The organism is Bradyrhizobium sp. JYMT SZCCT0428 (assembly GCF_018131075.1).
GTDB lineage: Bacteria > Pseudomonadota > Alphaproteobacteria > Rhizobiales > Xanthobacteraceae > Bradyrhizobium.
In genome coordinates this window covers 36623-56438 of record NZ_JAFCLS010000012.1, presented here as the reverse complement: position 1 = coordinate 56438, position 19816 = coordinate 36623, and the positions used below count along the sequence as shown (strand labels likewise).

General features: G+C 64.4%; 17 protein-coding genes. 7 read left to right on the top strand and 10 right to left on the bottom strand.

Annotation, left to right across the window (positions count from 1 at the left end):
- Positions 1-88: 88 nt before the first annotated feature.
- Both JQ575_RS14235 and JQ575_RS14230 read right to left on the bottom strand, forming a co-directional pair.
- Entirely contained in the window at positions 89-409 is a 321-nt protein-coding gene (locus JQ575_RS14235; protein ID WP_249166651.1) for a hypothetical protein, read from the bottom strand.
- Positions 410-653: 244 nt separating this feature from the next.
- Positions 654-1472 carry a DUF2147 domain-containing protein gene (locus tag JQ575_RS14230; RefSeq protein WP_212033812.1) on the bottom strand — a complete coding sequence of 273 codons (819 nt, stop codon included), beginning with the start codon at positions 1470-1472 and terminating at the stop codon, positions 654-656.
- 167 nt (positions 1473-1639) lie between these two features.
- Between JQ575_RS14230 and JQ575_RS14225 the strand changes: the two genes are divergently transcribed.
- Together JQ575_RS14225 and JQ575_RS14220 are read left to right on the top strand one after the other, a co-directional pair.
- A complete protein-coding gene (locus JQ575_RS14225; protein ID WP_212033811.1) occupies positions 1640-2572 on the top strand; it encodes a DUF2147 domain-containing protein in 933 nt (310 codons plus the stop codon).
- Between the two features lie 357 nt (positions 2573-2929).
- On the top strand, positions 2930-4144 hold the full coding sequence (locus JQ575_RS14220) for an extensin family protein (protein WP_212033810.1): 1215 nt from the start codon (positions 2930-2932) through the stop codon (positions 4142-4144).
- A gap of 105 nt (positions 4145-4249) precedes the next feature.
- On the opposite strand, the gene JQ575_RS14215 is transcribed toward JQ575_RS14220, so the two are convergent.
- The 6 genes from JQ575_RS14215 to JQ575_RS14190 form a co-directional block, all read right to left on the bottom strand.
- Positions 4250-5158 (bottom strand): xanthine dehydrogenase family protein subunit M, encoded by a 909-nt coding sequence (locus JQ575_RS14215; RefSeq protein WP_212033809.1) that lies wholly within the window; start codon positions 5156-5158, stop codon positions 4250-4252.
- Positions 5155-7845 (bottom strand): molybdopterin-dependent oxidoreductase, encoded by a 2691-nt coding sequence (locus JQ575_RS14210; RefSeq protein ID WP_212033808.1) that lies wholly within the window; start codon positions 7843-7845, stop codon positions 5155-5157. Before JQ575_RS14210 ends, JQ575_RS14215 begins: the two co-directional genes overlap by 4 nt.
- The gene (locus JQ575_RS14205) at positions 7842-8531 is read right to left on the bottom strand and encodes a TetR/AcrR family transcriptional regulator (protein WP_212033807.1); all 690 of its coding nucleotides are present in this window, start codon (positions 8529-8531) and stop codon (positions 7842-7844) included. The genes JQ575_RS14210 and JQ575_RS14205 overlap by 4 nt, the downstream gene beginning before the upstream one ends.
- A 123-nt stretch (positions 8532-8654) precedes the next feature.
- Positions 8655-9143: a peptidoglycan-binding domain-containing protein gene (locus JQ575_RS14200; RefSeq protein ID WP_212033806.1), complete on the bottom strand. Its 489-nt coding sequence runs from the start codon at positions 9141-9143 to the stop codon at positions 8655-8657.
- Positions 9144-9360: 217 nt separating this feature from the next.
- Positions 9361-9615, bottom strand: coding sequence for a PilZ domain-containing protein (locus JQ575_RS14195; RefSeq protein WP_212033805.1), 255 nt, complete (start codon positions 9613-9615; stop codon positions 9361-9363).
- 234 nt (positions 9616-9849) lie between these two features.
- Positions 9850-10491, bottom strand: a complete 642-nt coding sequence (locus JQ575_RS14190; RefSeq protein ID WP_212033804.1) for a TetR/AcrR family transcriptional regulator — start codon at positions 10489-10491, stop codon at positions 9850-9852.
- A gap of 189 nt (positions 10492-10680) precedes the next feature.
- Here JQ575_RS14190 and JQ575_RS14185 point away from each other — a divergent pair, with 189 nt between their 5' ends.
- From JQ575_RS14185 to JQ575_RS14170, 4 genes are all read left to right on the top strand, one after another.
- The gene (locus JQ575_RS14185) at positions 10681-12015 is read left to right on the top strand and encodes an HlyD family secretion protein (protein ID WP_212033803.1); all 1335 of its coding nucleotides are present in this window, start codon (positions 10681-10683) and stop codon (positions 12013-12015) included.
- Between the two features lie 45 nt (positions 12016-12060).
- Positions 12061-13650, top strand: coding sequence for a DHA2 family efflux MFS transporter permease subunit (locus tag JQ575_RS14180; RefSeq protein ID WP_212033802.1), 1590 nt, complete (start codon positions 12061-12063; stop codon positions 13648-13650).
- Positions 13651-14021: 371 nt separating this feature from the next.
- The gene (locus JQ575_RS14175) at positions 14022-15824 is read left to right on the top strand and encodes an ABC transporter ATP-binding protein (RefSeq protein ID WP_212033801.1); all 1803 of its coding nucleotides are present in this window, start codon (positions 14022-14024) and stop codon (positions 15822-15824) included.
- 67 nt (positions 15825-15891) lie between these two features.
- The gene (locus JQ575_RS14170) at positions 15892-17253 is read left to right on the top strand and encodes an MATE family efflux transporter (RefSeq protein WP_212033800.1); all 1362 of its coding nucleotides are present in this window, start codon (positions 15892-15894) and stop codon (positions 17251-17253) included.
- On the opposite strand, the gene JQ575_RS14165 is transcribed toward JQ575_RS14170, so the two are convergent.
- The gene (locus JQ575_RS14165; RefSeq protein WP_212033799.1) at positions 17228-18172 is read right to left on the bottom strand and encodes a DMT family transporter; all 945 of its coding nucleotides are present in this window, start codon (positions 18170-18172) and stop codon (positions 17228-17230) included. The genes JQ575_RS14170 and JQ575_RS14165 overlap by 26 nt on opposite strands.
- Before the next feature lie 72 nt (positions 18173-18244).
- Positions 18245-18988, bottom strand: coding sequence for a sulfite exporter TauE/SafE family protein (locus JQ575_RS14160; protein WP_212033798.1), 744 nt, complete (start codon positions 18986-18988; stop codon positions 18245-18247).
- 104 nt (positions 18989-19092) lie between these two features.
- Between JQ575_RS14160 and JQ575_RS14155 the strand changes: the two genes are divergently transcribed.
- Positions 19093-19809 carry an alpha/beta fold hydrolase gene (locus JQ575_RS14155; protein WP_212033797.1) on the top strand — a complete coding sequence of 239 codons (717 nt, stop codon included), beginning with the start codon at positions 19093-19095 and terminating at the stop codon, positions 19807-19809.
- Positions 19810-19816: the final 7 nt, after the last annotated feature.

Sequence of the window (19816 nt, the reverse complement as noted above, 5' to 3'; positions counted from 1 at the left end):
GCCTTGTTGTCATGGTCAGGCAAAACGGACAAGCGCCACGTCCGGCATCGCCGGGCATGGCGCCATCTCAGCTTACATAGAGTGTTGATCAGCCGCGCTTGTGCGGGGTCAGGTTCATCGGCTTCGACGGCTTGGCCGACGGCGCGTAGCTGACGGGTGTCGCGGCCGGGGGCTCGTAGCGGAATACGGCCTTGCAGCCGTCGCTCAGCGACGCGCGCTGCCGGATCATGCAGGCGGTGACGCGATCGACATCAGGAATTTCCGCTCCGCACAGCCGCATCGCGTCGCCGGCGCACATCTGTTCCTGCTCTGGCGTATGGGCCTGGGAAACGGTGGTCAGCATCCCGAACGCAAGCGTGGCCGCGATCAGCAATTGGCAGTTACGGATGGTGGAGCGTGCGAAAGCCATGATGTGTCCCTCTTGCAGGTTTGGTGAGTGGTGCGCCCGAGTTGCGCGCCGGGTGGCGCCTCGTTGGGCAAGAGAACTACGCGGGCTTGGTTTCGGGATTTCTTCGTCGCGGGACCAAAACGGTTTCGTCGCGCGGAGAATTGTTTCGTCGTCGATCGCGAGTAAGGAGTCGTTAACGAATGGAAACGCGAAAAGGGCCGCGTGACGTGTCACGAGGCCCTTTCACGTCCAGCTTGAAGAAAGATCAGCTCACGCGCTTCCAGGTCTGGCCGCCGCAGAACATGCCGCCGAAGGCGCAGCCCTGCACGCGGAGCGAGCCGTTGCTCTTCATCGACATTGTCGAGTCGTACTTGCGGCCGCTATCGGGATCGTTGATCCGGCCGGCCCATTTCGAGCCCTGCGGTCTCATGTTGATCAGGATCTTTTCGCCGGTCTTGACGGCGTAGCCGCAGAGATTGTCGCCGCACTGCTCGATGCGGACATTGCCCTTGTTTTCTTCGGTGGCCCAGACGCCGATCGGCGAGTTCGGATCGAATGCGGGGCCAGCGTCAACCGGAGCCGGAGCTGAGTACCTGGCAGGCGCCTGCTCGGCAGCCGGAGGAGGTGCCGGCGGTGCGACGTCGGCTTGCGGAGGCGCGGCGGCGTAGGTGGTCGGAGCCGGAGCCGGGGCGGGGGCAGGTGCCGCCGCCTGATCAGGAGCCGGGGCCGGAAGGCGGTCCTGCCTTGGAGGCGCTGCCGCATAGTCATCGTCGTTGTAGCGCTTCGCCTGGTAACCCTTGTAACGGGGCTTGCCGGCCGCCGGGGCGTAATCATCGTCATTATAGCGCTTGGAGTCGCTGTACGCAGGCCGTGCCGGCGCCGGTGCGACATCGTCATCATCGTCGTAGCGGTTGGACTTGAGGCCCTTGAAGCCGGGCGCCGTGATGTTGATGCAGGACAGCGAGGCACAGCCGCGCGGCGCTTCGATGTAGACGCGCTGGCCTTCGATCTGGAACGAGATGCCACCGGCATGGGCCGAGGTGGTGGCCAACAGCAGGGCTGCGAGGATGTAGAGCTTCTTCATGAGAGCCTCCTGGGCGGCTTGAATTGGTTGGCGATGAACTTGCGCGGGACCCTATGCCCGGCCGGCCGCGCCTTCTGTGACGTAGGTCACGGGGAGCCAGGTGACGCAAATCACATCCAGGGAACCGCCCGCGGCCTAGCCTTTGCGCTTAATCCGGGGAGGGTCCGATGAAGCGTTTCTGTTTTCTCGCCGCGCTAATGCTGCTCAGTCCGCCCGCCTATGCCGGCGACTCGATCTCATTCGTGGTCGGCGGCCATCGCATCCAGATCGACGCGTCCAGATATTGCCGTTCGACCTCCTGCGCGTCGGTTTCTATTTCGGGCACCTCGCGCAACCGCATTCGTTATGACGACCGAGGTCGTTATAACGACCGGGATCGCTATGACGACCGAGGTCGTTATGACGACCGTGATCGTTACAACGACGGTGATCGCTATCGCGATGATCGCAGGATCAGCGAGTCGACGAGGACATTACCAACCGCACCGGCGGTCGCGCCGCCGCCGGTTCAATCCGTAACCGCTCCGCCGCCGGCCGTGTACAGGCCGGCCGCCGCCGCGACGCAAATCGTGCCTGTGCCGCAGTCGCCCGCTCCGCCGGCAACACTCGCTGTTCCGCCCGCGCCACCACCGCCGCCTGCGCCACCGGTTGCGAAGCCGGCCGAGCCGGCGCGCCCGACGCCGGTGGCCGTGCCGCAGATTTCGCGGGTCTCGCATGATTTCGCCGACGATGCCGACACGCCTGTTGGAGACTGGCAGACCGAAGGCAAGGGATCGGTACGTATCGCCAAATGCGGCAACGCGCTGTGCGGCTACGTGCTCAATTCGTCCTCCAACGACAAGGGTGAGGCCGTCCTGATCAACATGAAGCCGAAAAGCGAGAAGCAGTGGACCGGCAGCGTCTACAGCCAGGCCAGCGGCGACACCTATTACGGCACCATGGATTTGAAAGGCCAGAACACGCTGCGCGTCGAAGCCTGCGCGCTCGGCCGCTTCTACTGCTCGGGCAATAACTGGCGGCGGATCAACGCTAGGCCGATCACCACTACAGCGGAAAGCCTGATGTCATCGCGACAGACTTTTGCGGAGCCGCGGTCGTAGTCATCACGCATGAAAATGCCCGGTGGAGTGACCACCGGGCGAACAGTTTTCGATTGGCTTCACGCCTGGAAGGGGAAGCCTAGAACACGCCGATCACAATGGCGCCGACGAAGGCGAATGCGAGATACGCGGTTACAACGCTCAGTCTGCTGACCATGGTCATATGGGAATACTCCCTTGGTTCACGTCGTGCCCGCTCATAACGCTTTAGGCTAACAAAGCGTTCCCGGCCCAAACAAGTCAGCGTTGCTGTCCATCCCCGCCTGTCCACAGCGGGCCGCTTCGGGCAACATGGTAAATGATTCATGAAATCAACGTGTTGAAGACTTCTTAAATAAATTCGCCGAACGTGCGCGGATGACGCGTGGAGTTCGTTTGTATCTCGTCGGCTCCTTCGTCCTTGTCTCCTTGGCGGGTTGCGGCCGCGGACTGTTTCAGTCCGCCGAGCGTGAACCGTGGCGGGCCGAGGCCGAGGTCGCATGCCTGAAGTCCGGAGCGGTCAAGGAGACCCCCGAACTGGTCCGGATTGACCCGATTTCCGGTCCCGGCGCCTGTGGCGCGCAATTTCCGCTGAAAGTCGCAGCCCTCGGCGAAGGCAGCCCCAGTTTCGGTTTCGCCGACGAGTTGCGGCCGCCCGGCACGATCGGCAACCAGCCGCGCTGGCCGGTCCGGCCGGCGCCTGCCGCCGCACCGTCGCAGACCTATTCCGATACGGCGCTGCGCCAGCCGAGCTATGGCGCGCCGTCCAACGGGCCGATCTCGCTGACCGCGCCGGGCGTGGCCCAGCAGGACGACGAAATCGATCTGCCGGCCGAAGGCGCGCCGCAATCGCGCGACCCGCGCGGCTCTTACATGGCCGCGCCTTCCTATCCGCCGCGCGACCGCTACCCGTCATCCCCGAATTATTCACCGGCACCCTATTCGCAGGCGCCCGCCGCCGCGCCGCCGCCGCGGCTCGGGCCGACGCTGGGCGATCCCGTCAACACGGTGGGACCGGTCGCGATCAAGCCGACCGCGACGCTGGCCTGTCCGATCGTCTCGGTGCTCGACCGCTGGCTTGCCGATTCGGTGCAGCCTGCCGCTCAGCGCTGGTTCGGCGTGCGCGTGGTCGAGATCAGGCAGATCTCCGCCTATTCCTGCCGCGGCATGAACGGCAATCCGAACTCGCATATTTCCGAACACGCTTTTGGCAACGCGCTCGATATCGCCTCCTTTACGCTGGCCGATGGCAGGCGCGTGACGGTAAAGGGCGGCTGGCGCGGCATGCCGGAAGAGCAGGGCTTTCTGCGCGATGTGCAGGCGAGCGCCTGCCAGCAGTTCAACACCGTGCTGGCGCCGGGCTCCAACCGTCACCACGAGGACCACATCCACGTCGATCTGATGCGCCGATCCAGCGGGCGGGTGATCTGCCAGCCGGCAGCGGTCTCCGGCGATCAGGTCGCGGGTAGGGCCGGAGGGCGCAGTTCCTACGCGTCATCGCGCGAACCCTACATGACGGGTTCGCTCGGCGGCAGGAGGGCGCACCGGCACTCCAGCAAGGTCAACGAAGAAGACGAGTTCGACGGGCATTAGCCCCAGGTCTGTAGGGTGGGCAAAGCGAAGCGTACCCATCGATCGGCACGCGCGGTTGTAATGGTGGGCACGGCGCCTGCGCGCCTTTGCCCACCCTACGAAATCTTACGCAGCCAACTTCTCCAGCACATCCCGCACCACGCCTTCCAGGAGATCGAGCTTGTAGCCCGTCATCGGCAACGGCTTTGCGCCCGAGGTCGCAAGCTTGGCGGCTACTTCAATGTTCAACGCATTGGCCGCCTTGCCTTGCACGGCGCCTTCCGCCGCCTTCAGCCGCAGCGGCACCGGCGCGATGCCGCCGGCGGTGAGGCGGATGAACTGGAACGTGCCGTCATTGATGACCGCGCGGGCGCAGATCTCGACCAGCGGCCATTCCGCATAGGCGCGGCTGATCGCGCGCTTGTAAACCGCGCGCTCGCCTTCCAAGGGCTTGGGCAGTTCAATGCCCCGGATCATCTCGCCCGGCTGCAACAAATTGTCGACGGTGCCGTTGGAGCCGTCGCCGAGCACATCCGGGATCGAAAGCCCGCTTCGCGTATAGGTGATGATGGTCGCGTCATAGGCCAGCAACGCCGCCGCCATCGTGGAAGGGTGCGGCGCCACGCAGGGGCCGAGATCGAACGCGACATGATAGAGATGATTGCCGCTCCGGGCCGGACAATCGGTGCCGCCCTTTTTCAGGCAGGCGATATGCGGATTTCGAAAATACCAGCAGCGTGAACGCTGCGCGATATTGCCGCCGAGCGTGGCGAGATGGCGGATCTGCGGTGTCGCGAGGCCCTGCGCCGATGCCGCAATGCCGGGATAGGCGGCGGCAATGCTTCGATCGGCGGCGATTGCGGCGATGGTCGTGTAGGCGCCGATGCGCAGCGTGCCGTCGGCGCCCCAGTTCATGCCCGAGATGTCAGACGCGGGCACGATATCCATCAGCGGGCCCTTCGAGACGCCGCTGCGGCGGCGTTCGGAAAGATCAGTGCCGGCGGCGCGGAATTCGGTCGTCATGGCTGGTGTCATGCGGCGGCCCTCCCTTTCAGGGCCGATATCAAACGATCAGGCCGGATCGGCAACTCCATCGGCCGGATGCCGGTGGCGTTGTAGATCGCGTTGGCGACCGCCGGCGACGTCGGCACGGTCGCGACCTCGCCGATGCCGACGCTGCCGCCGAGCACGTGATCGAAACCGGCTTCGTCGAAATGCACGTCGATCACAGGCGTGTCGGCGATCCCCGGAATCCGATAATCCTCCAGCCCGCCACTCAGCGTATCGCCGGTTCGCCCGTCGATCTCGCGGGCTTCGTAAAGCGCGTAGCCGATGCCTTGAATGACCGAGCCCGCCGCCTGGCTTCGCGCCAGTGCCGGCGCTGCGATCTTGCCCACCGCAATGCCGGTGTGGACGTTGAGGACGCGGACATGGCCGAGCCAGGTATCGACTTCGACCTCGATCACCTGCACCGAACTCGGCACGCCGGCGCCGATCACCATGTTGGACATCCAGCGCATCATCTTGCCGAAGATCCAGCCCAGAATCCCCACCTGCTTCAGCGGCGACTCGACGCCCGGCGCCGTCTGGTTGCTGTCCTCCGGCCGCACGCCTGATGCGGTGAGGTCGGGGGAGGCCGCCAGCAATTCGCGCCACGGTGCATTGGAGCCCGGCGCCGGCTTTCGCTTTGCATTTTTTTCGATCGCGGCCTTGAGCTTTTGAATCGCGAGCAATGTCGGCGGCACCACCGAGGCGGTGGTGCGGCTGCCGCCCGAGCCCGGGCCTACCGGCAGTTTGGAATCGCCGATGTGAACCTCGACCTCGTGCGGTTCAAGGCCGAATTCGCGCGCCACCGTATTCGCGATCACGGTGCGGCTGCCGGTTCCGATATCCTGGATCGCGGTGCTCGCGATCAGGCGGCCGCCCTTGACCGACACTTCGACCTTCGAGCCGGGTTGCCAGAGATAAAGCCAGTAGCCGGTGGCGATGCCGACGCCGCGGCGATAGCGGCCGGTCTGCTCGGCCGGTGATTTCCGGTTGCGCCAGACGTCGAGCCCTTGCGCCCATTCATAAAGCCGCCGCCGGTTGGGATCGGTATCCCAGCGTTTGCGCAGCTCGATCGGATCGACCTTCATCCGCAGCGCGGCTTCGTCGATCGCCTGCTCCACCGCGAACGCCATCGGTGGTCCGCCGGGCCCGCGGAACGCCGCGCCCGGCGGCAGATTGCTGATGACGTCGAAATCGGCGAGCTCCTTGCCTTCGGCCGGATAGATCAGCCGCGCCAGGGTTGCGATGGTGGAATTGATCGCGGCGCCGGTGTCGGCATAGGCGGTCACCGACAGCGCTTTCAAGCCGCCTTGCTCGGACGGCAGCAGCGCGATCCTGACCTCCGACGCCGGCCGATAGCCGGTCACCGAAAGTTCTTCGTGGCGGTCGAAGGCGACGCGGACTGGCGCGTTGGCGGCGCGCGCCAGATCGATCGCGATCGTCGTCTCCGCGCCGAGGCTGGCCTTCGAGCCGAAACCGCCGCCGACGTGATCGGCGATGACGCGGATCTTGTCGTGGTCGAGCTTGTAGCGCTTGGCGATCAGCTCCATCAGATGGAACACGCTCTGCGTCGAGGCGTGCACGGTGAGGCGGTCGCCCTCGAAATGCGCGACAGTGGCGTGCGGCTCCAGGCAGGTATGCGATTGCGTGCCGGTGCGGAATACGCCTTCGACCAACAATGGATTTTTCTCCTGACGCGCGCTTTCGACCCAGCTTCGCACCAGCTTGGGCTTGAGCGAGAACGCCGCCGAGGGTCCGCGGATATTCGCCTTCCACGGCGCCGGCGAGCCGCCGCCTTCGGAGACGTTGCCGGCTTTCTTGCGGTCCGCCTTTTCGAACACCACCGGCGCATTCGGCTTGCGGGCTTCATCGAGCCCGATCACCGAGGGCAGCTTTTCGCTGGACATTTTGATCGCGGCAATCGCCGCCAGCGCGGTCTTGCGGTCGCTTGCCGCGACGGCGGCGATGGGCTGGCCGACAAAGCGGACGATACGGTCTTCGGCGAGCAGCGAGATCGCGGCGCCGACACCCGGCAGCGCCAGCGCGGGCGCGAAATCGAGTTCGCCGATTTTGCCATGCGCGATCTCCGAGCGCAGGATGACGCCTTCGAGCTGGCCTTCATGACGGATGTCGACGGTATATTTCGCCGCACCCGTCACCTTGTCGCGCGCCTCGACGCGCGGCGAGACGATGTCGCCGCCGTCGAACTGGCCGCTGCAGGCCGCGGCCACCGCGCTGAAGATGCCGTCATAGGCGCCGCAGCGGCACAGATGCCCCGACAGGACAGCGCCGATGTCGTCGCGCGAAGGTGTTGCCGTTCCTCGTGTTGCCCGCCAGTGGTCGTGAAACGCCGCGGCCTCGACGATGAAGCCCGGCGTGCAGAACCCGCATTGCAGCGCATCGTGCACCATGAACGCCTTCTGCACCGGGTGCAGCTTTTCGGCGCCGATGCCCTCGACCGTGGTGACGGTCTTGCCGGCGGCGGCGCGGGCCGGCATCAGGCAACTCGCCACCGGCGCGCCATCCACCAGCACGGTGCAGGCGCCGCAAACGCCGGCGCCGCAGACGAGCTTGGTGCCGGTGAGGTCGAGATCGCTTCTGACCACATCGATCAGCATCGCGTCGAGGTCGTCGGGCAGGGGGGCGACACGGCCGTTGATCGTCATCGTACTCATCTGCGATCTCCTGATTTGCGGGCGGGTTTGCTTGCGACAGGTTTTCTTGCAGTTTTTCTCGCAGGTTTTCCTGCAGCTTCTCTTGAACGCGGCTTTGGCGCTGGGCTCACGGCGCCGGCGACCAGCGTGCGCACCATGATGCCGAAAGCCCGCAGGAAGGCGTCGGCCGGCTGCATCGCCGGATAGGCTGACTTGGTGCCGTTGAACGCCATTTCGATGCAGCGCGCGAAGTCGGGCGCGGTCATGCCGTTGATCGCGAGACGCTGCTTGCGGCAGACGCGTTCGATCGTGGACGTCAGCTGCGCGGCATAATGAGCGGCATATTTCTGGTAGATGTCGCGGGCCTGCAGCAGGTGCTCGGAGAACAGCTCTTCGATATGGGGCGAACCCTCGAGCGGCGCGATCAACTGCCCGATCCGCGCGGTGATCTCGGCGATCAGGATGTCGGCGAGACCGCCGCCGGCCTTTTCGGTGGCCTCGCCCGCCGCGATCTCGGCGGCCAGCGCGTTCTCATGCAGCCGCTCGATCACGGCGCGGAACAGTTCTTCCCTGGACTTGAAATGATGGTAGAGCGCCTGCCGCGTCAGGCCGGCGGCCTCCGCCGCCTGCTCGATCGACGAGCGCCGGAAACCTTGCCGGCGGAACACCAGCATGGCGGCATCGAGGATGCGGTCGCGGGGCTTCATTTGACGAATTTGACAAAATAAGACGAAGTGTCAAATGACGGATTTGTGTTGGGGCGCGGCTAACTGCCCCACGTCTGGCTGCCGGTCGCGGCGGCCGAGTTCAAGCCCAGGACTAGTTGCGGACTACCGGCGTCCGAAAATTCCGCCGACCACGCCGCCCACGACACCGCCGATCACACCGACCGGACCGCCGCCGCCTCCGCGACGTCGGGCCCGGCGCTCGTTACCGCCGGACTTGTTGTCACGGATGCTGGCGTTCGCCGTCGAGGCGGACTCGTTGAGGAGCGCCTGATGCTGCAACGGGTTGAGGAAGCCGGTCTTGGGATAGTCGCGCGCGGCCTGCCATCGCGTGATGACGGCGCGGGTCCGCGCGTCGAACTTTCCGCTGGCCCTGGTGTCGAAGCCGAGACGGGTCAGCCGGCGCTGCAGGTCACGGCGCTTTCGCTTGTCGAGGCCGATCCGATCCTCGGTTTCCTGCGTTGCTTCTTCGGTAAAGACCGCCTCATCGACGGATGCGGCCTGCTCGCGCGTGGTCGTGCTGGGCCCCGCCTTGGCAGCGTCCGAGCAGACAAGAATTCCCAGGATCGACAAGGCAAGGATCAGGACACGCATGGCCTATTTTTCCCCCGAGCCTCCCAAATGATTGCGCTTTGCGAGCCTGCGTCGGCGCAAATACGAACCCGGCTTTTGAATCAAAGGTCGATTTGGTTTCGTCGCAGGCAACGGCTGGCGGGAACACTTGTTCCATAGCGGGCGTCGATTGCTGCGCCGCATGACGATGGCGGTCGTCGCGGGGATCGGCTTAAACTAGCAGACGGTGCCGTCCGGCCTAAACGAATTTGATCCCGATCAGGTCGCCCTTCTTCCAGGCGACCTTGCAGGCCCTGCCCGGCGAGGCCCGGTCGAACTTCAGATGAAAATGCGGCTTGACGAATTGCGGGTCTTCCACCCGCAATCGCGCACCGCCTTCCGAAATGTCGATGACGGTGCATTGACGCGCGGCAAAACTGCCGTCGATGGTCATCCATGCAGCCTGGTTGGTTCGCCGGCGAGAGGGCCGGGGCTTTCGACCGAAAATTGCCATGGCGGATTCCTCCCACGGGTCAAACGCGGCGAGGGGGCACCCGGTTGCAGTTGCGGACAATTTGAACGAACGGGAGGGCGCGAGTGACGTCATTGCAGTCGTAGGGTGGGCAAAGCCAACGGGTCGCGCGAATGCGCGCCCGATGACAGGCTCCGCGTGCCCACCATCTTGCATTCGCGCATGGAGCGGTGGGCACGGCGCAAGGGCGCCTTTGCCCACCCTACGAAGTTAAGCTCACACCACCTTCGCCCGATACGCCGTCAGAAACACCCGCGTTGCGCTGTCGACGACGGTTGCGATCTGCTTTGGCGACGGTGAGGGCTTGGCCTGGAAAATGAAAGCCTGAAACAGCGTCGCCTGGCACATCTGCATGAATTGCCAGGCCGCGAGTTCGTAATTGTCGATCACGAGCTCACCGAGTCGCCCCCGCGCCTCAAGATAAGCGGCGAAGCGGTTGACGGTGCGGGCCAGCACATTGTCATAAAATCTGCGGCCGACTTCCGGCATCCGCTCCGCAATCGACATCACGGTACGGATCGCCGAGCCGCCGCCGGGCCGACAAAGCACCTGGATGTAGGCCCGGCCGAATTCCGGCAGCGTGATGTCGACGCCGCGGTCGGGATCGAAATTGAATGCGGTTTTGCCCTGTTCGATCGATTCTTCCTCGACGATGGCTTCGAACAGGCGGTGCTTGTCGGCGAAATAGACGTAGAGCGTTCCCTTGGAGACGCCGGCGGAGCGCGCGATCTCGCCCATGCTGGCGCCGTCGAAACCGAGATCCAGGAACACTTTCCGCGCGCCATCGAGGATCTGGCGGCGCTTCGAGGAATCCTCGTCGGCGACGACATCAAGCGTATGCGACGTGTCTGCAACCATTGGTTTATCTTCTCGGGAAAGATTTCAACCCGACATATGCACGGGAAGGTGCTTTCGCTCTAAGGTCCCTTCACGCAAATGTATCTTGACCGAACGGTTCGGTCAATGCTAATTCTGGAAGTGGCGATGCCTTCACGGCCGGGTTTCGGCTGCGTCTGCGCCGTGCATGAGTAATGGGGAGGCCGGGGTATGGCCGCAGCGAGAGACCAGGCCGCACGTGTCGTTCGGCAACAGCCGGAGGCGTCGGCTCGTCAGGAGCCGGAGGCGGCAACGGCCGAAGACGAAGCCGCGCGCGACCCCGCCGAGTTGGCGGACCAGCTGCGAACTCACGTTGCGGAAGAAACCAGGCGCCAGCCGGCAACTGCTCCAGGCGCGCCGGCAACCGACAGGCCGGCCGCACCGCCCGCCGATGCCGCACAACCCGCCACGCCGAAATCCGGCAAGCGCAAATTCGTGATGATGGGCGTGTTCGCGTTGCTGGCACTCGCGGCCGTCAGCTACGGCGTCTACTACACATTCATCGGACGCTTTTATATCTCGACCGACGACGCCTATGTGCGCGCCAATAATACCACGCTGGGTGCGCGGGTCGCCGGCCATATCGCGTCGATCATTCCAGCAGACAATTCAATCGTTCGCGCCGGCGACGTGATCTACAGGATCGATGACGGCGATTACCGGATCGCCGTGGATGCCGCGCGCACCAAGATCGCGACCCAGCAGGCCACCATCGACCGCATCGGCCGTCAGGTGGCGGCGATGGAAAGCGCGGTCGAGCAGGCCAAGGCGCAACTCGTCTCCGCGGAAGCGGCGCTGAAGCGCGCAGGTCTCGACTTCGACCGTCAGCAGGCGCTGAGCACCAAGGGCTTTGCCTCGCGGGCCACGTTTGAAGTTTCCGAAGCCGGCCGCGATCAGGGTGTGGCGCAGGTAAAATCGGCGCAGGCGGCCTTTGATGCCGCGCGCGACAATGTCGAGGTGACCAGGGCGCAGCAGAACGAGGCCCGCGCCCAGCTGGCGGAGTTGCAGACCACGCTGGCCAAGGCGGAGCGCGATCTCGCCTTCACCGCGGTGCGTGCGCCGGTCGACGGCACCTTCTCCAACCGCATCGTCAACACCGGCGATTTCATCCAGGCCGGCCAGCGCCTCGGCAATGTGGTGCCGCTCAACGACGTCTTCATCGACGCCAACTATAAAGAAACTCAGCTCAAGCGCATCCGTCCCGGCCAGCCCGTGACGATTTCCGTGGACGCCTACGGCCATCGCAAATTCGCGGCCGTGGTCGACAGCATTTCACCCGCGGCGGGTTCGGTGTTCACGCTGCTGCCGCCGGATAACGCCACCGGCAATTTCACCAAGATCGTGCAGCGGCTGCCGGTGCGGATCCGCGTGCCGAAGGATGTCGCGAAGCAAAACCTGCTGCGCGCGGGCATGTCGGTCTACACCACCGTCAACACCCGTGACGGCGCCGCCGATGCCGACAACGAGGCCGACCTCGACGCGTCGCCGATGCTTCATCCGAAGTAATTTTATAGCGCCGGGGTTAAGCCCGGCGCGCGTCCTGAGCAGATCATGGCAGACGCCACCACCGCATCGCCGTCGATGATACCAGCCGCAAGCGTGCCGGACGAGCGCATCCCGCCGCGGCGGCTGTTTGCGTTCCTCATCATGGTGTTCGGGATGTTCATGTCGATCCTGGACATCCAGATCGTCTCGGCATCGCTGAACGAGATCCAGGCCGGGCTTTCGGCAAGCTCGAGCGAAGTGTCGTGGGTGCAGACCTCGTATCTGATTGCCGAGGTGATCGCGATTCCGCTGTCCGGGTTCCTGTCGCGTGCGTTCGGCACCCGCCTGCTGTTTGCGATCTCCGCCTCCGGCTTCACCATCGCGAGCTTCTTCTGCGGTTTCGCCTCCACGATCGAGCAGATGATCGTGTGGCGCGCGCTGCAGGGGTTTCTCGGCGCCGGCATGATCCCAACCGTGTTCGCCTCCGCCTATACGGTGTTTCCGCGCTCGAAATTCTACATCGTCGGCCCGATCATCGGCCTCGTCGCGACGCTGGCGCCGACGATTGGTCCCACCGTCGGCGGCTATATCACCGACCTGATGTCGTGGCACTGGCTGTTCTTCATCAACATCATTCCGGGCATCGGCATCACCATCGGCGTGCTGATCCTGGTCGATTTCGACGAGCCGAACTTCAAGCTGCTCGAACATTTCGACTGGTGGGGCCTGCTGTTCATGGCGGGCTTCCTCGGCTCGCTCGAATATGTGCTCGAGGAAGGCCCGCAATATCAGTGGCTGCAGGATACGTCGGTCGCGGCCTGCGCCGCCGTCTGTCTGGTGTCCGCGATCGCGTTTTTCTGGCGCGTGCTGACCGCGCATGAACCGATCGTCGATATCAGGACGTTCGGCGACCGCAATTTCGCCATCGGCTGCCTGATCTCGTTCTGCGTCGGCATCGGGCTGTACGGCCTGACATATGTTTATCCGCGTTATCTCGCCGAAGTGCGCGGCTACAGCGCGCTGATGATCGGCGAGACCATGTTCGTCTCAGGCGTTGCCATGTTCCTCACCGCGCCGCTGGTCGGACGGCTGATGACCAAGGTCGACATGCGTTACCTCATCGCCTTCGGGCTTTGCAGCTTCGCGCTCGGCTCCTATTTGATGACCTGGATCACCCGCGAATATGATTTCTATGAACTGCTGGTCCCGCAAATCCTGCGCGGCGTCGGCATGATGTTCGCGATGGTGCCGACCAACACCATCGCACTCGGCACGCTGGCCCCGGAGCGGGTCAAGAACGCCTCCGGCCTGTTCAACCTGACGCGCAATCTCGGCGGCGCGGTGGGGCTCGCGCTGATCAACCAGGTGCTGAACGAGCGCACCGATCTGCACATCTCGCGGCTGCACGATCGCATGAACTGGGGCAACGCCACCGCGGTGGAGACGCTCAACATGTTCACCCAGCGTATGCAGGGCATGGGCGACGCCGCGCGGATGGCGATGAAGCAATTATCGCAGATCGTCCACCGCCAGGCGGTGGTGATGGGGTTCGGCGACGCCTTCTTCATGCTGGCCGTTTTCTATGTCGGCCTCAGTCTTCTGGTCGTGCTGCTGAACAAGCCGCCGGCGTGGCAAGCGGGCGGCCCGGGGCATTGAAGTGGTGGCACTGAACTTAGCGTCGATTGATTTCGCGCGCTCACGCGGTTGTCATATTGCAAATCACCCGTGATGCATTTATAAGCATGCGCGTTGTCGCTCGAACCGGGGAGGATTTGCATGATTTCGTCTTATTCGCAGACCGCCCGCTCGCGTTCGATGCCTATGCTGGACGCCGTACCGGGCCTTTGAGCCCCAATTTCGCCAGCGCTGACCGGGCCTGACGTCCCGATCATCCCAAGCTTCCCCGATCTTCAAAACTTCTCAACGAGTTACCGATTTTTTCAACGACGCTTGCGTTCGGCCCTGTGCCGTCCCTTGCGTCCTTTCAGATGGAGCCGGCGTGCGCGCAAGCGGTGCCGGATGAGGCCATGACCGCTCAAACCAATAAGCGTCCCACGGCGATCCGGGTGGTGCTCCCGTTCGTGTTCCGGCACTGGCTCGAACAGCCCGGCCGCGCCAGCGTTGTTGCCGGCGGTTTGCTCGGGGCGACAGCCGCCGACCTGTTCATGCCGCTGTTCTCCGGCCATCTGGTCGACGCGCTGACGCAAGGCGCGTCTGATCCCGCTGCGCGCCGCGCGGCGATGATCGCCTTTGGCGGCATCGTGGCGCTGGGCGCGCTGTCGATGGTGCTGCGGCTGATCGGCCTGCAGGCGATCGTGCCGTTCACGCTGAAGATCATGTCCGACGTGTCGCGCGACGCCTTCATGCGGGTGCAGCGCTTCTCGACCGACTGGCACGCCAACAGCTTCGCCGGGTCCACCGTGCGCAAGATCACCCGCGGCATGTGGGCGCTCGACCTGCTCAACGACACCATCCTGATGGCGCTGGCGCCGTCGCTGACGGTGCTGCTCGGCTCGATGATCCTGCTCGGGCTGCACTGGCCCTCGCTCGGGGCGGTCATTGCGGTCGGCACGGTGATCTATGTCGCGATGACGATCGCGTTCTCGATGAACTACATCGCACCGGCCGCGCGAGTCTCCAACGCCTGGGACACCAAGGTCGGCGGCACGCTGGCGGATGCGCTGACCTGCAACGCGGTGGTGAAATCCTTTGGCGCGGAAGGGCGCGAGGACGGACGGCTGGCCGGCGTCATCGGCCGCTGGGGCAGGCGCGTGCGGCGGACCTGGATACGCTACAACTACACCTCGACGGCGCAGCTCGCGGTGCTGCTGTGCTTTCGCACGTCCGTGATCGGCGGCGCGATCCTGCTGTGGATCGCGGGCCGCGCCACGCCGGGCGACGTCACCTACGTCCTGACCAGCTACTACATCATCCATGCGTATCTGCGCGACGTCGGCATGCACATCAACAATCTGCAGCGTTCGGTAAACGACATGGAGGAACTGGTTGCGATCCATGCCGAGCCGATCGGCATTGCGGATGCGCCCGACGCCAGGCCGATCGACATCCAGGGCGGCCGCATCGTGTTCGACGGCGTGACGTTCCATTACGGCGGACATCGCGATCCCTTGTACGACGGCCTGTCGGTGGACATCCGTGCCGGCGAGCGTGTCGGCCTGGTCGGCCGTTCCGGTTCGGGCAAGACGACGTTCGTCAAACTGGTGCAGCGGCTCTACGACATCGGCGGCGGCAAGATCCTGATCGACGGTCAGGACATCGCCAAGGCGACGCAGCATTCGCTGCGCAGCCAGATCGCGATCGTGCAGCAGGAGCCGATCCTGTTTCACCGATCATTGGCCGAGAACATCGCTTATGGCAGGCCCGGCGCCAGCATGGCAGCGGTCGAGCAGGCGGCAAGGCTGGCGAATGCGCACGAGTTCATCCTGCGGCTGCCGAAGGGTTACGGCACGCTTGTCGGTGAACGTGGCGTCAAGCTGTCGGGCGGCGAGCGTCAGCGTGTCGCGCTGGCGCGGGCGTTCCTGGCCGATGCGCCGGTGCTGATCCTGGACGAGGCGACTTCCAGCCTCGACTCGGAGTCCGAAGGCCTGATCCAGCAGGCGATGGAGCGGCTGATGAAAGGCCGTACTTCGATCGTGATCGCGCACCGGCTGTCGACGGTGCGCAGCCTCGACCGGATCCTGGTGTTCGATCGCGGCAAGATCGTCGAGCAGGGCACCCACGCGATGCTGACGGCGCGCGCGGGGGGCATCTATCGCGGGCTGTTCGAGCGGCAGGCGACGGAGTTCGGCCGCATTACAGCGGCCGAGTAAATGGCATTGCGGCGCGCGGCCTTCCGAGGCCGCGTGCCAGAGACAGATTTGAAGATATGGAATTGAAATGAAAGACCTGACGCAGGGCTCCATCGTGAGCCACATCCTCAACATGGCGCCGCCGATTTTGGCCGGCATGGTCACGATCATGATCTGCCAGCTCGTCGATTTGTATTTCGTCGCGGGGCTTGGCGAAGCAGCCATCGCCGGTGTGGCGGCGGCCGGCAATCTCGGCTTTCTTCTCAATGGCGGGTTGCAGGTGCTGGGCGTCGGAACCGTCTCGCTGATCGCCCATGCGGTGGGCCGCAAGGATCGACTGGACGCCAATCTGGTGTTCAACCAGGCGCTCGGCCTGGCGGCCGTGTCCGGGTTGCTGACCTGGGTTGTCGGGTCCGCATTCGCCAGCGGTTACATGCGGATGGTGGCGGCTGACGAAGCCACCGTCGCGGCGGGCACGACCTATCTGCTCTGGTTCATGCCCGCGCTGGCGTTGCAATTCGCTTCGCGGGTGATGGGCGCCGCGCTGAGCGGTACCGGCATCGTGCGACCCAGTATGATCGTGCAGACGCTCGCGGTGATGATCAATATCGCGCTGGCGCCGGTCCTGATTTCGGGCTGGGGTACCGGCCTTGCGCTCGGCGTCGCGGGAGCCGGCCTTGCGAGTTCGCTCGCAGTCGTGATGGGCGTCCTGATGATGTGGATCTATTTCCGCAGGCTTGAGCGCTATGTCGGCTTCGATTTCGCGCAAATTCGTCCGCAGCTCCGGCAATGGAAGCGCATTCTCAATGTCGGCCTGCCGGCCGGCGGCGAGTTCGCGATTATCTTCCTCTGGATGGGCGTGATCTTCTACGCTTTGCGCGACTTCGGCGCGGCGGCCCAGGCCGGCTTCGGCATTGGAACGCGTGTGCTCGGCCTGATCCAGATGCCGGCGCTGGCGATCGCTATCGCCGCCGGACCGATCGCGGGGCAGAATTTCGGCGCCGGCAACGCCGCGCGCGTGCGGGAAACCTTCACCAAGGCCGCCGTGGTTGCCACCTTGGTGATGGTGACTTTCACGATCCTGGCGCAGTGGCAGCCCGGGCTGCTGCTCGGCGGCTTCGCGAACGATCCGGAAACGATTGCCGTTGCCATTCTGTTTTTGCAGATGGTCTCGCTGAACCTCGTGGCGCAGGGATTTACCTTTGTGAGCAACAGTATGTTTCAGGGACTGGGCAACACCAAACCGATTCTGCTGAGCTCCGGCGCACGTTTGATCACCTACGCCTTACCGGTTCTCTGGCTCTCCGCCAGACCCGGGTTTCGCATCGAATATGCATGGTACATCTCGAACGCCACGACGACGCTGCAAGCCGCATTGAGTTTGTGGTTGCTGCATCTGGAGTTCAGGAAACGCCTGGCGCCGCTCAAGTCGGCGTTGCCGGCGGCGTGACGCCTGGAACGGATGTCAGCTCCGAACGATCGGGCGCTTTGCGCCCGCGCGTGCGGGTCGAGATCGCGACGGTCGCGACCACGCCGGCGGCGAACAGCACGATCTGCGGCGTGATGGTCTCGTCGTTGAAAACCGCCGCGAGTGCAAACACCACGAAGGGCTGCAGCAGCTGCACCTGCGACACCCGCGCGATGCCGCCCATCGCCATGCCGGCGTTCCAGGCAAAGAAGCCGATCCATTGCGAGAACAGCGCGACGTAGAGCAGCCCGAGCCACGGTTTTAAGGGGATGTGGGTGATGTCAGCCGGCATCGTCAGCGCGGCGGCCGGGATCGAGAGCGGCAAGGCGATCACCAGCACCCAGCTGATGACTTCCCAGCCCGGCATCTGCGCGGTGAGTCGGCCGGAGAAGGCATAGCCGATGCCGGAGACGACCACCGCGGCAAGCAGGAACAGGTCGCCGCCCGAGAGTTCGCCGCCGCCTTGCCGCAGCGCAAACGTAATCACCAATGCTGCGCCGGCGAACGAGGCGATCCAGAACAGCGGCCGCGGCCGTTCATGGGTGATCATGACCGCGACCAAAGCGGTCGCGATCGGCATGATCCCGAACACCACGCCGCCATGCGAAGCGTCGACGGTCTGCACCCCCACCGACATCAGGAACGGAAACAGGATCGCGACGCAGATCATCGTGACGACCAGTTGCGGCCACAGTTCGCGCGGCGGCAGCGGGCGGCGCAGCACGACCAACAATATCAGCGAACATATTCCGGCGATCAGTGTGCGCTGCGAGGTCAGTGCAATCGGATCAATTGCGGAGACCGCGAGCCGCGTCGCCGGCAGCGTGCCGCCGAAGATCAGCACGCCGACGAAACCCAGCAACAGACCGAGACGTGCGCGTGAAAAAGTTGGAGAGGTCATGATGCGACTGGATAACTGTTTTGCAGATCAGCGTACAGCAATCTACTCGGAGCACATGGCGGCCATGCGCAGCTACTTCGGAGCAATGCTGCTCCACACCAGTGCGAGCCCGGACAGAAACAGCAAGCCGAGCACAATGTCGTAGAAATTGCGGTCGCTCAGGGCCTGATAGGTCCGCGCGCCGATCCGTGCGCCGATCAGCGTGCCCGGCAGCGCCAGGAGCGCGAGCCAGAACACTTCGGTCTTGACGAAGCCGCTGATGATCTGCAGCAGCAAGGCGGCGCCGAGCACGCTGCCGTTGAAGATCTGGAATACGCCGCGGCGCTGATCCTTGGTCCAGCCGCGCACGCTGGCCCACAGGGTCGGCAGCGGGCCGGACAGCCCGGCAAGGCCGCCCAGGATGCCGCCGGCAAATCCAACGGCAGCGTCCGCCGGCTTGCCGCCGAAGGCGAACGCCATCGGCTTGCGGACGAAAAACAGCGCGGCCGGAAACACCAGCAGCATCACGCCCACGCTCAGTTTGAATATTTGCGGCTCGGCCTGCGCGACCAGCAGCGCACCGATCGGCATGCCGGCAAGCCCGCCGATGACGAACGGCGCGGCCAGCTTGAAGTCGAGAACCTTCCACATTGTCGGCAGCGTCGAGATCTGCGAGCTGACCGAGCAGATCAGCACCAAGGGTACGGCCAGCGACGGCGGCAGCACGTAAAGCCAGATCCCCAGCGCCATCAGCGCCGTTCCGAAACCGGCAAGGCCGGAGACGAAGCCTCCGGCAAGCGCGCCAAAAAGCAACAGCGCATAGGCGGACGTTTCCATCAGAGTCCCGTCTTCTTGGTCATTGCGCCGACATTTACACGACGGCGCCAGCAGGTACTATCGCAATCGAAACCTTCAACAATAACTTCACGGAAACGCCCCCGATGAGCTCAACCTCCGCAAAAACCTTCCTTGTCTGTCACGGCGCGTGGTCGGCGGGCTGGGCGTGGAAGAAGATGCACCCGCTGATGCGCGCCGCCGGGCATCGGCTGGTGACGCCGAGCTACACCGGGCTTGGCGAGCGCGCGCATCTGGCAAACCCCTCGATCGATCTCGAAACCCATATCGAGGACATGCTCAACGTCATCAAATACGAGGATCTGCGCGACATCGTGCTGATCGGCCACAGCTATGGCGGCATGGTCGCGACCGGCGTGGCCGATCGCGCCAGGGATCGCGTGACGCAGCTGATCTATGTCGACGCCTTCGTGCCTGACGATGGCCAGTCGCTGTTCGACATCAACGAGCCGGGCCGGCAGCCGATGCTGGATGGCGCGAAAAAGGGCGATGGCTGGCGCATCCCGCCGATGACGTCGCCGCCGGACACCGCGGCTGAAGACGTCGAATGGCTGGCTGTGCGGCGCGTTCCGATGCCGGTCAAATGCTTCGAGACCAGGCTCAAGCTGCAAGGCGGCACACTGACGCTGCCACGCAGTTACATCTACGCCACCCGCTTCCCGCCGGCCGATACGTTCGGTCCGTTTGCGAGGAAGACCAGGAGTGATCCGGCATGGCGTTATTTCGAGATCGACGCCAGCCACGCGCCGAACGTCACCGCGCCGGAAGCGCTGATGGCGCTGTTGGAGAAGATCGTGGCGTAAAACTTGG

Coding starts and splice junctions, on each gene's coding strand:
- JQ575_RS14230 (WP_212033812.1), bottom strand. CDS start 1,472: ATGAAGAAGCTCTACATCCTCGCAGCCCTGCTGTTGGCCACCACCTCG.
- JQ575_RS14205 (WP_212033807.1), bottom strand. CDS start 8,531: ATGAAGCCCCGCGACCGCATCCTCGATGCCGCCATGCTGGTGTTCCGC.
- JQ575_RS14225 (WP_212033811.1), top strand. CDS start 1,640: ATGAAGCGTTTCTGTTTTCTCGCCGCGCTAATGCTGCTCAGTCCGCCC.
- JQ575_RS14180 (WP_212033802.1), top strand. CDS start 12,061: ATGGCAGACGCCACCACCGCATCGCCGTCGATGATACCAGCCGCAAGC.
- JQ575_RS14170 (WP_212033800.1), top strand. CDS start 15,892: ATGAAAGACCTGACGCAGGGCTCCATCGTGAGCCACATCCTCAACATG.
- JQ575_RS14195 (WP_212033805.1), bottom strand. CDS start 9,615: ATGGCAATTTTCGGTCGAAAGCCCCGGCCCTCTCGCCGGCGAACCAAC.
- JQ575_RS14160 (WP_212033798.1), bottom strand. CDS start 18,988: ATGGAAACGTCCGCCTATGCGCTGTTGCTTTTTGGCGCGCTTGCCGGA.
- JQ575_RS14220 (WP_212033810.1), top strand. CDS start 2,930: ATGACGCGTGGAGTTCGTTTGTATCTCGTCGGCTCCTTCGTCCTTGTC.
- JQ575_RS14235 (WP_249166651.1), bottom strand. CDS start 409: ATGGCTTTCGCACGCTCCACCATCCGTAACTGCCAATTGCTGATCGCG.
- JQ575_RS14185 (WP_212033803.1), top strand. CDS start 10,681: ATGGCCGCAGCGAGAGACCAGGCCGCACGTGTCGTTCGGCAACAGCCG.
- JQ575_RS14155 (WP_212033797.1), top strand. CDS start 19,093: ATGAGCTCAACCTCCGCAAAAACCTTCCTTGTCTGTCACGGCGCGTGG.
- JQ575_RS14175 (WP_212033801.1), top strand. CDS start 14,022: ATGACCGCTCAAACCAATAAGCGTCCCACGGCGATCCGGGTGGTGCTC.
- JQ575_RS14200 (WP_212033806.1), bottom strand. CDS start 9,143: ATGCGTGTCCTGATCCTTGCCTTGTCGATCCTGGGAATTCTTGTCTGC.
- JQ575_RS14165 (WP_212033799.1), bottom strand. CDS start 18,172: ATGACCTCTCCAACTTTTTCACGCGCACGTCTCGGTCTGTTGCTGGGT.
- JQ575_RS14215 (WP_212033809.1), bottom strand. CDS start 5,158: ATGACACCAGCCATGACGACCGAATTCCGCGCCGCCGGCACTGATCTT.
- JQ575_RS14210 (WP_212033808.1), bottom strand. CDS start 7,845: ATGAGTACGATGACGATCAACGGCCGTGTCGCCCCCCTGCCCGACGAC.
- JQ575_RS14190 (WP_212033804.1), bottom strand. CDS start 10,491: ATGGTTGCAGACACGTCGCATACGCTTGATGTCGTCGCCGACGAGGAT.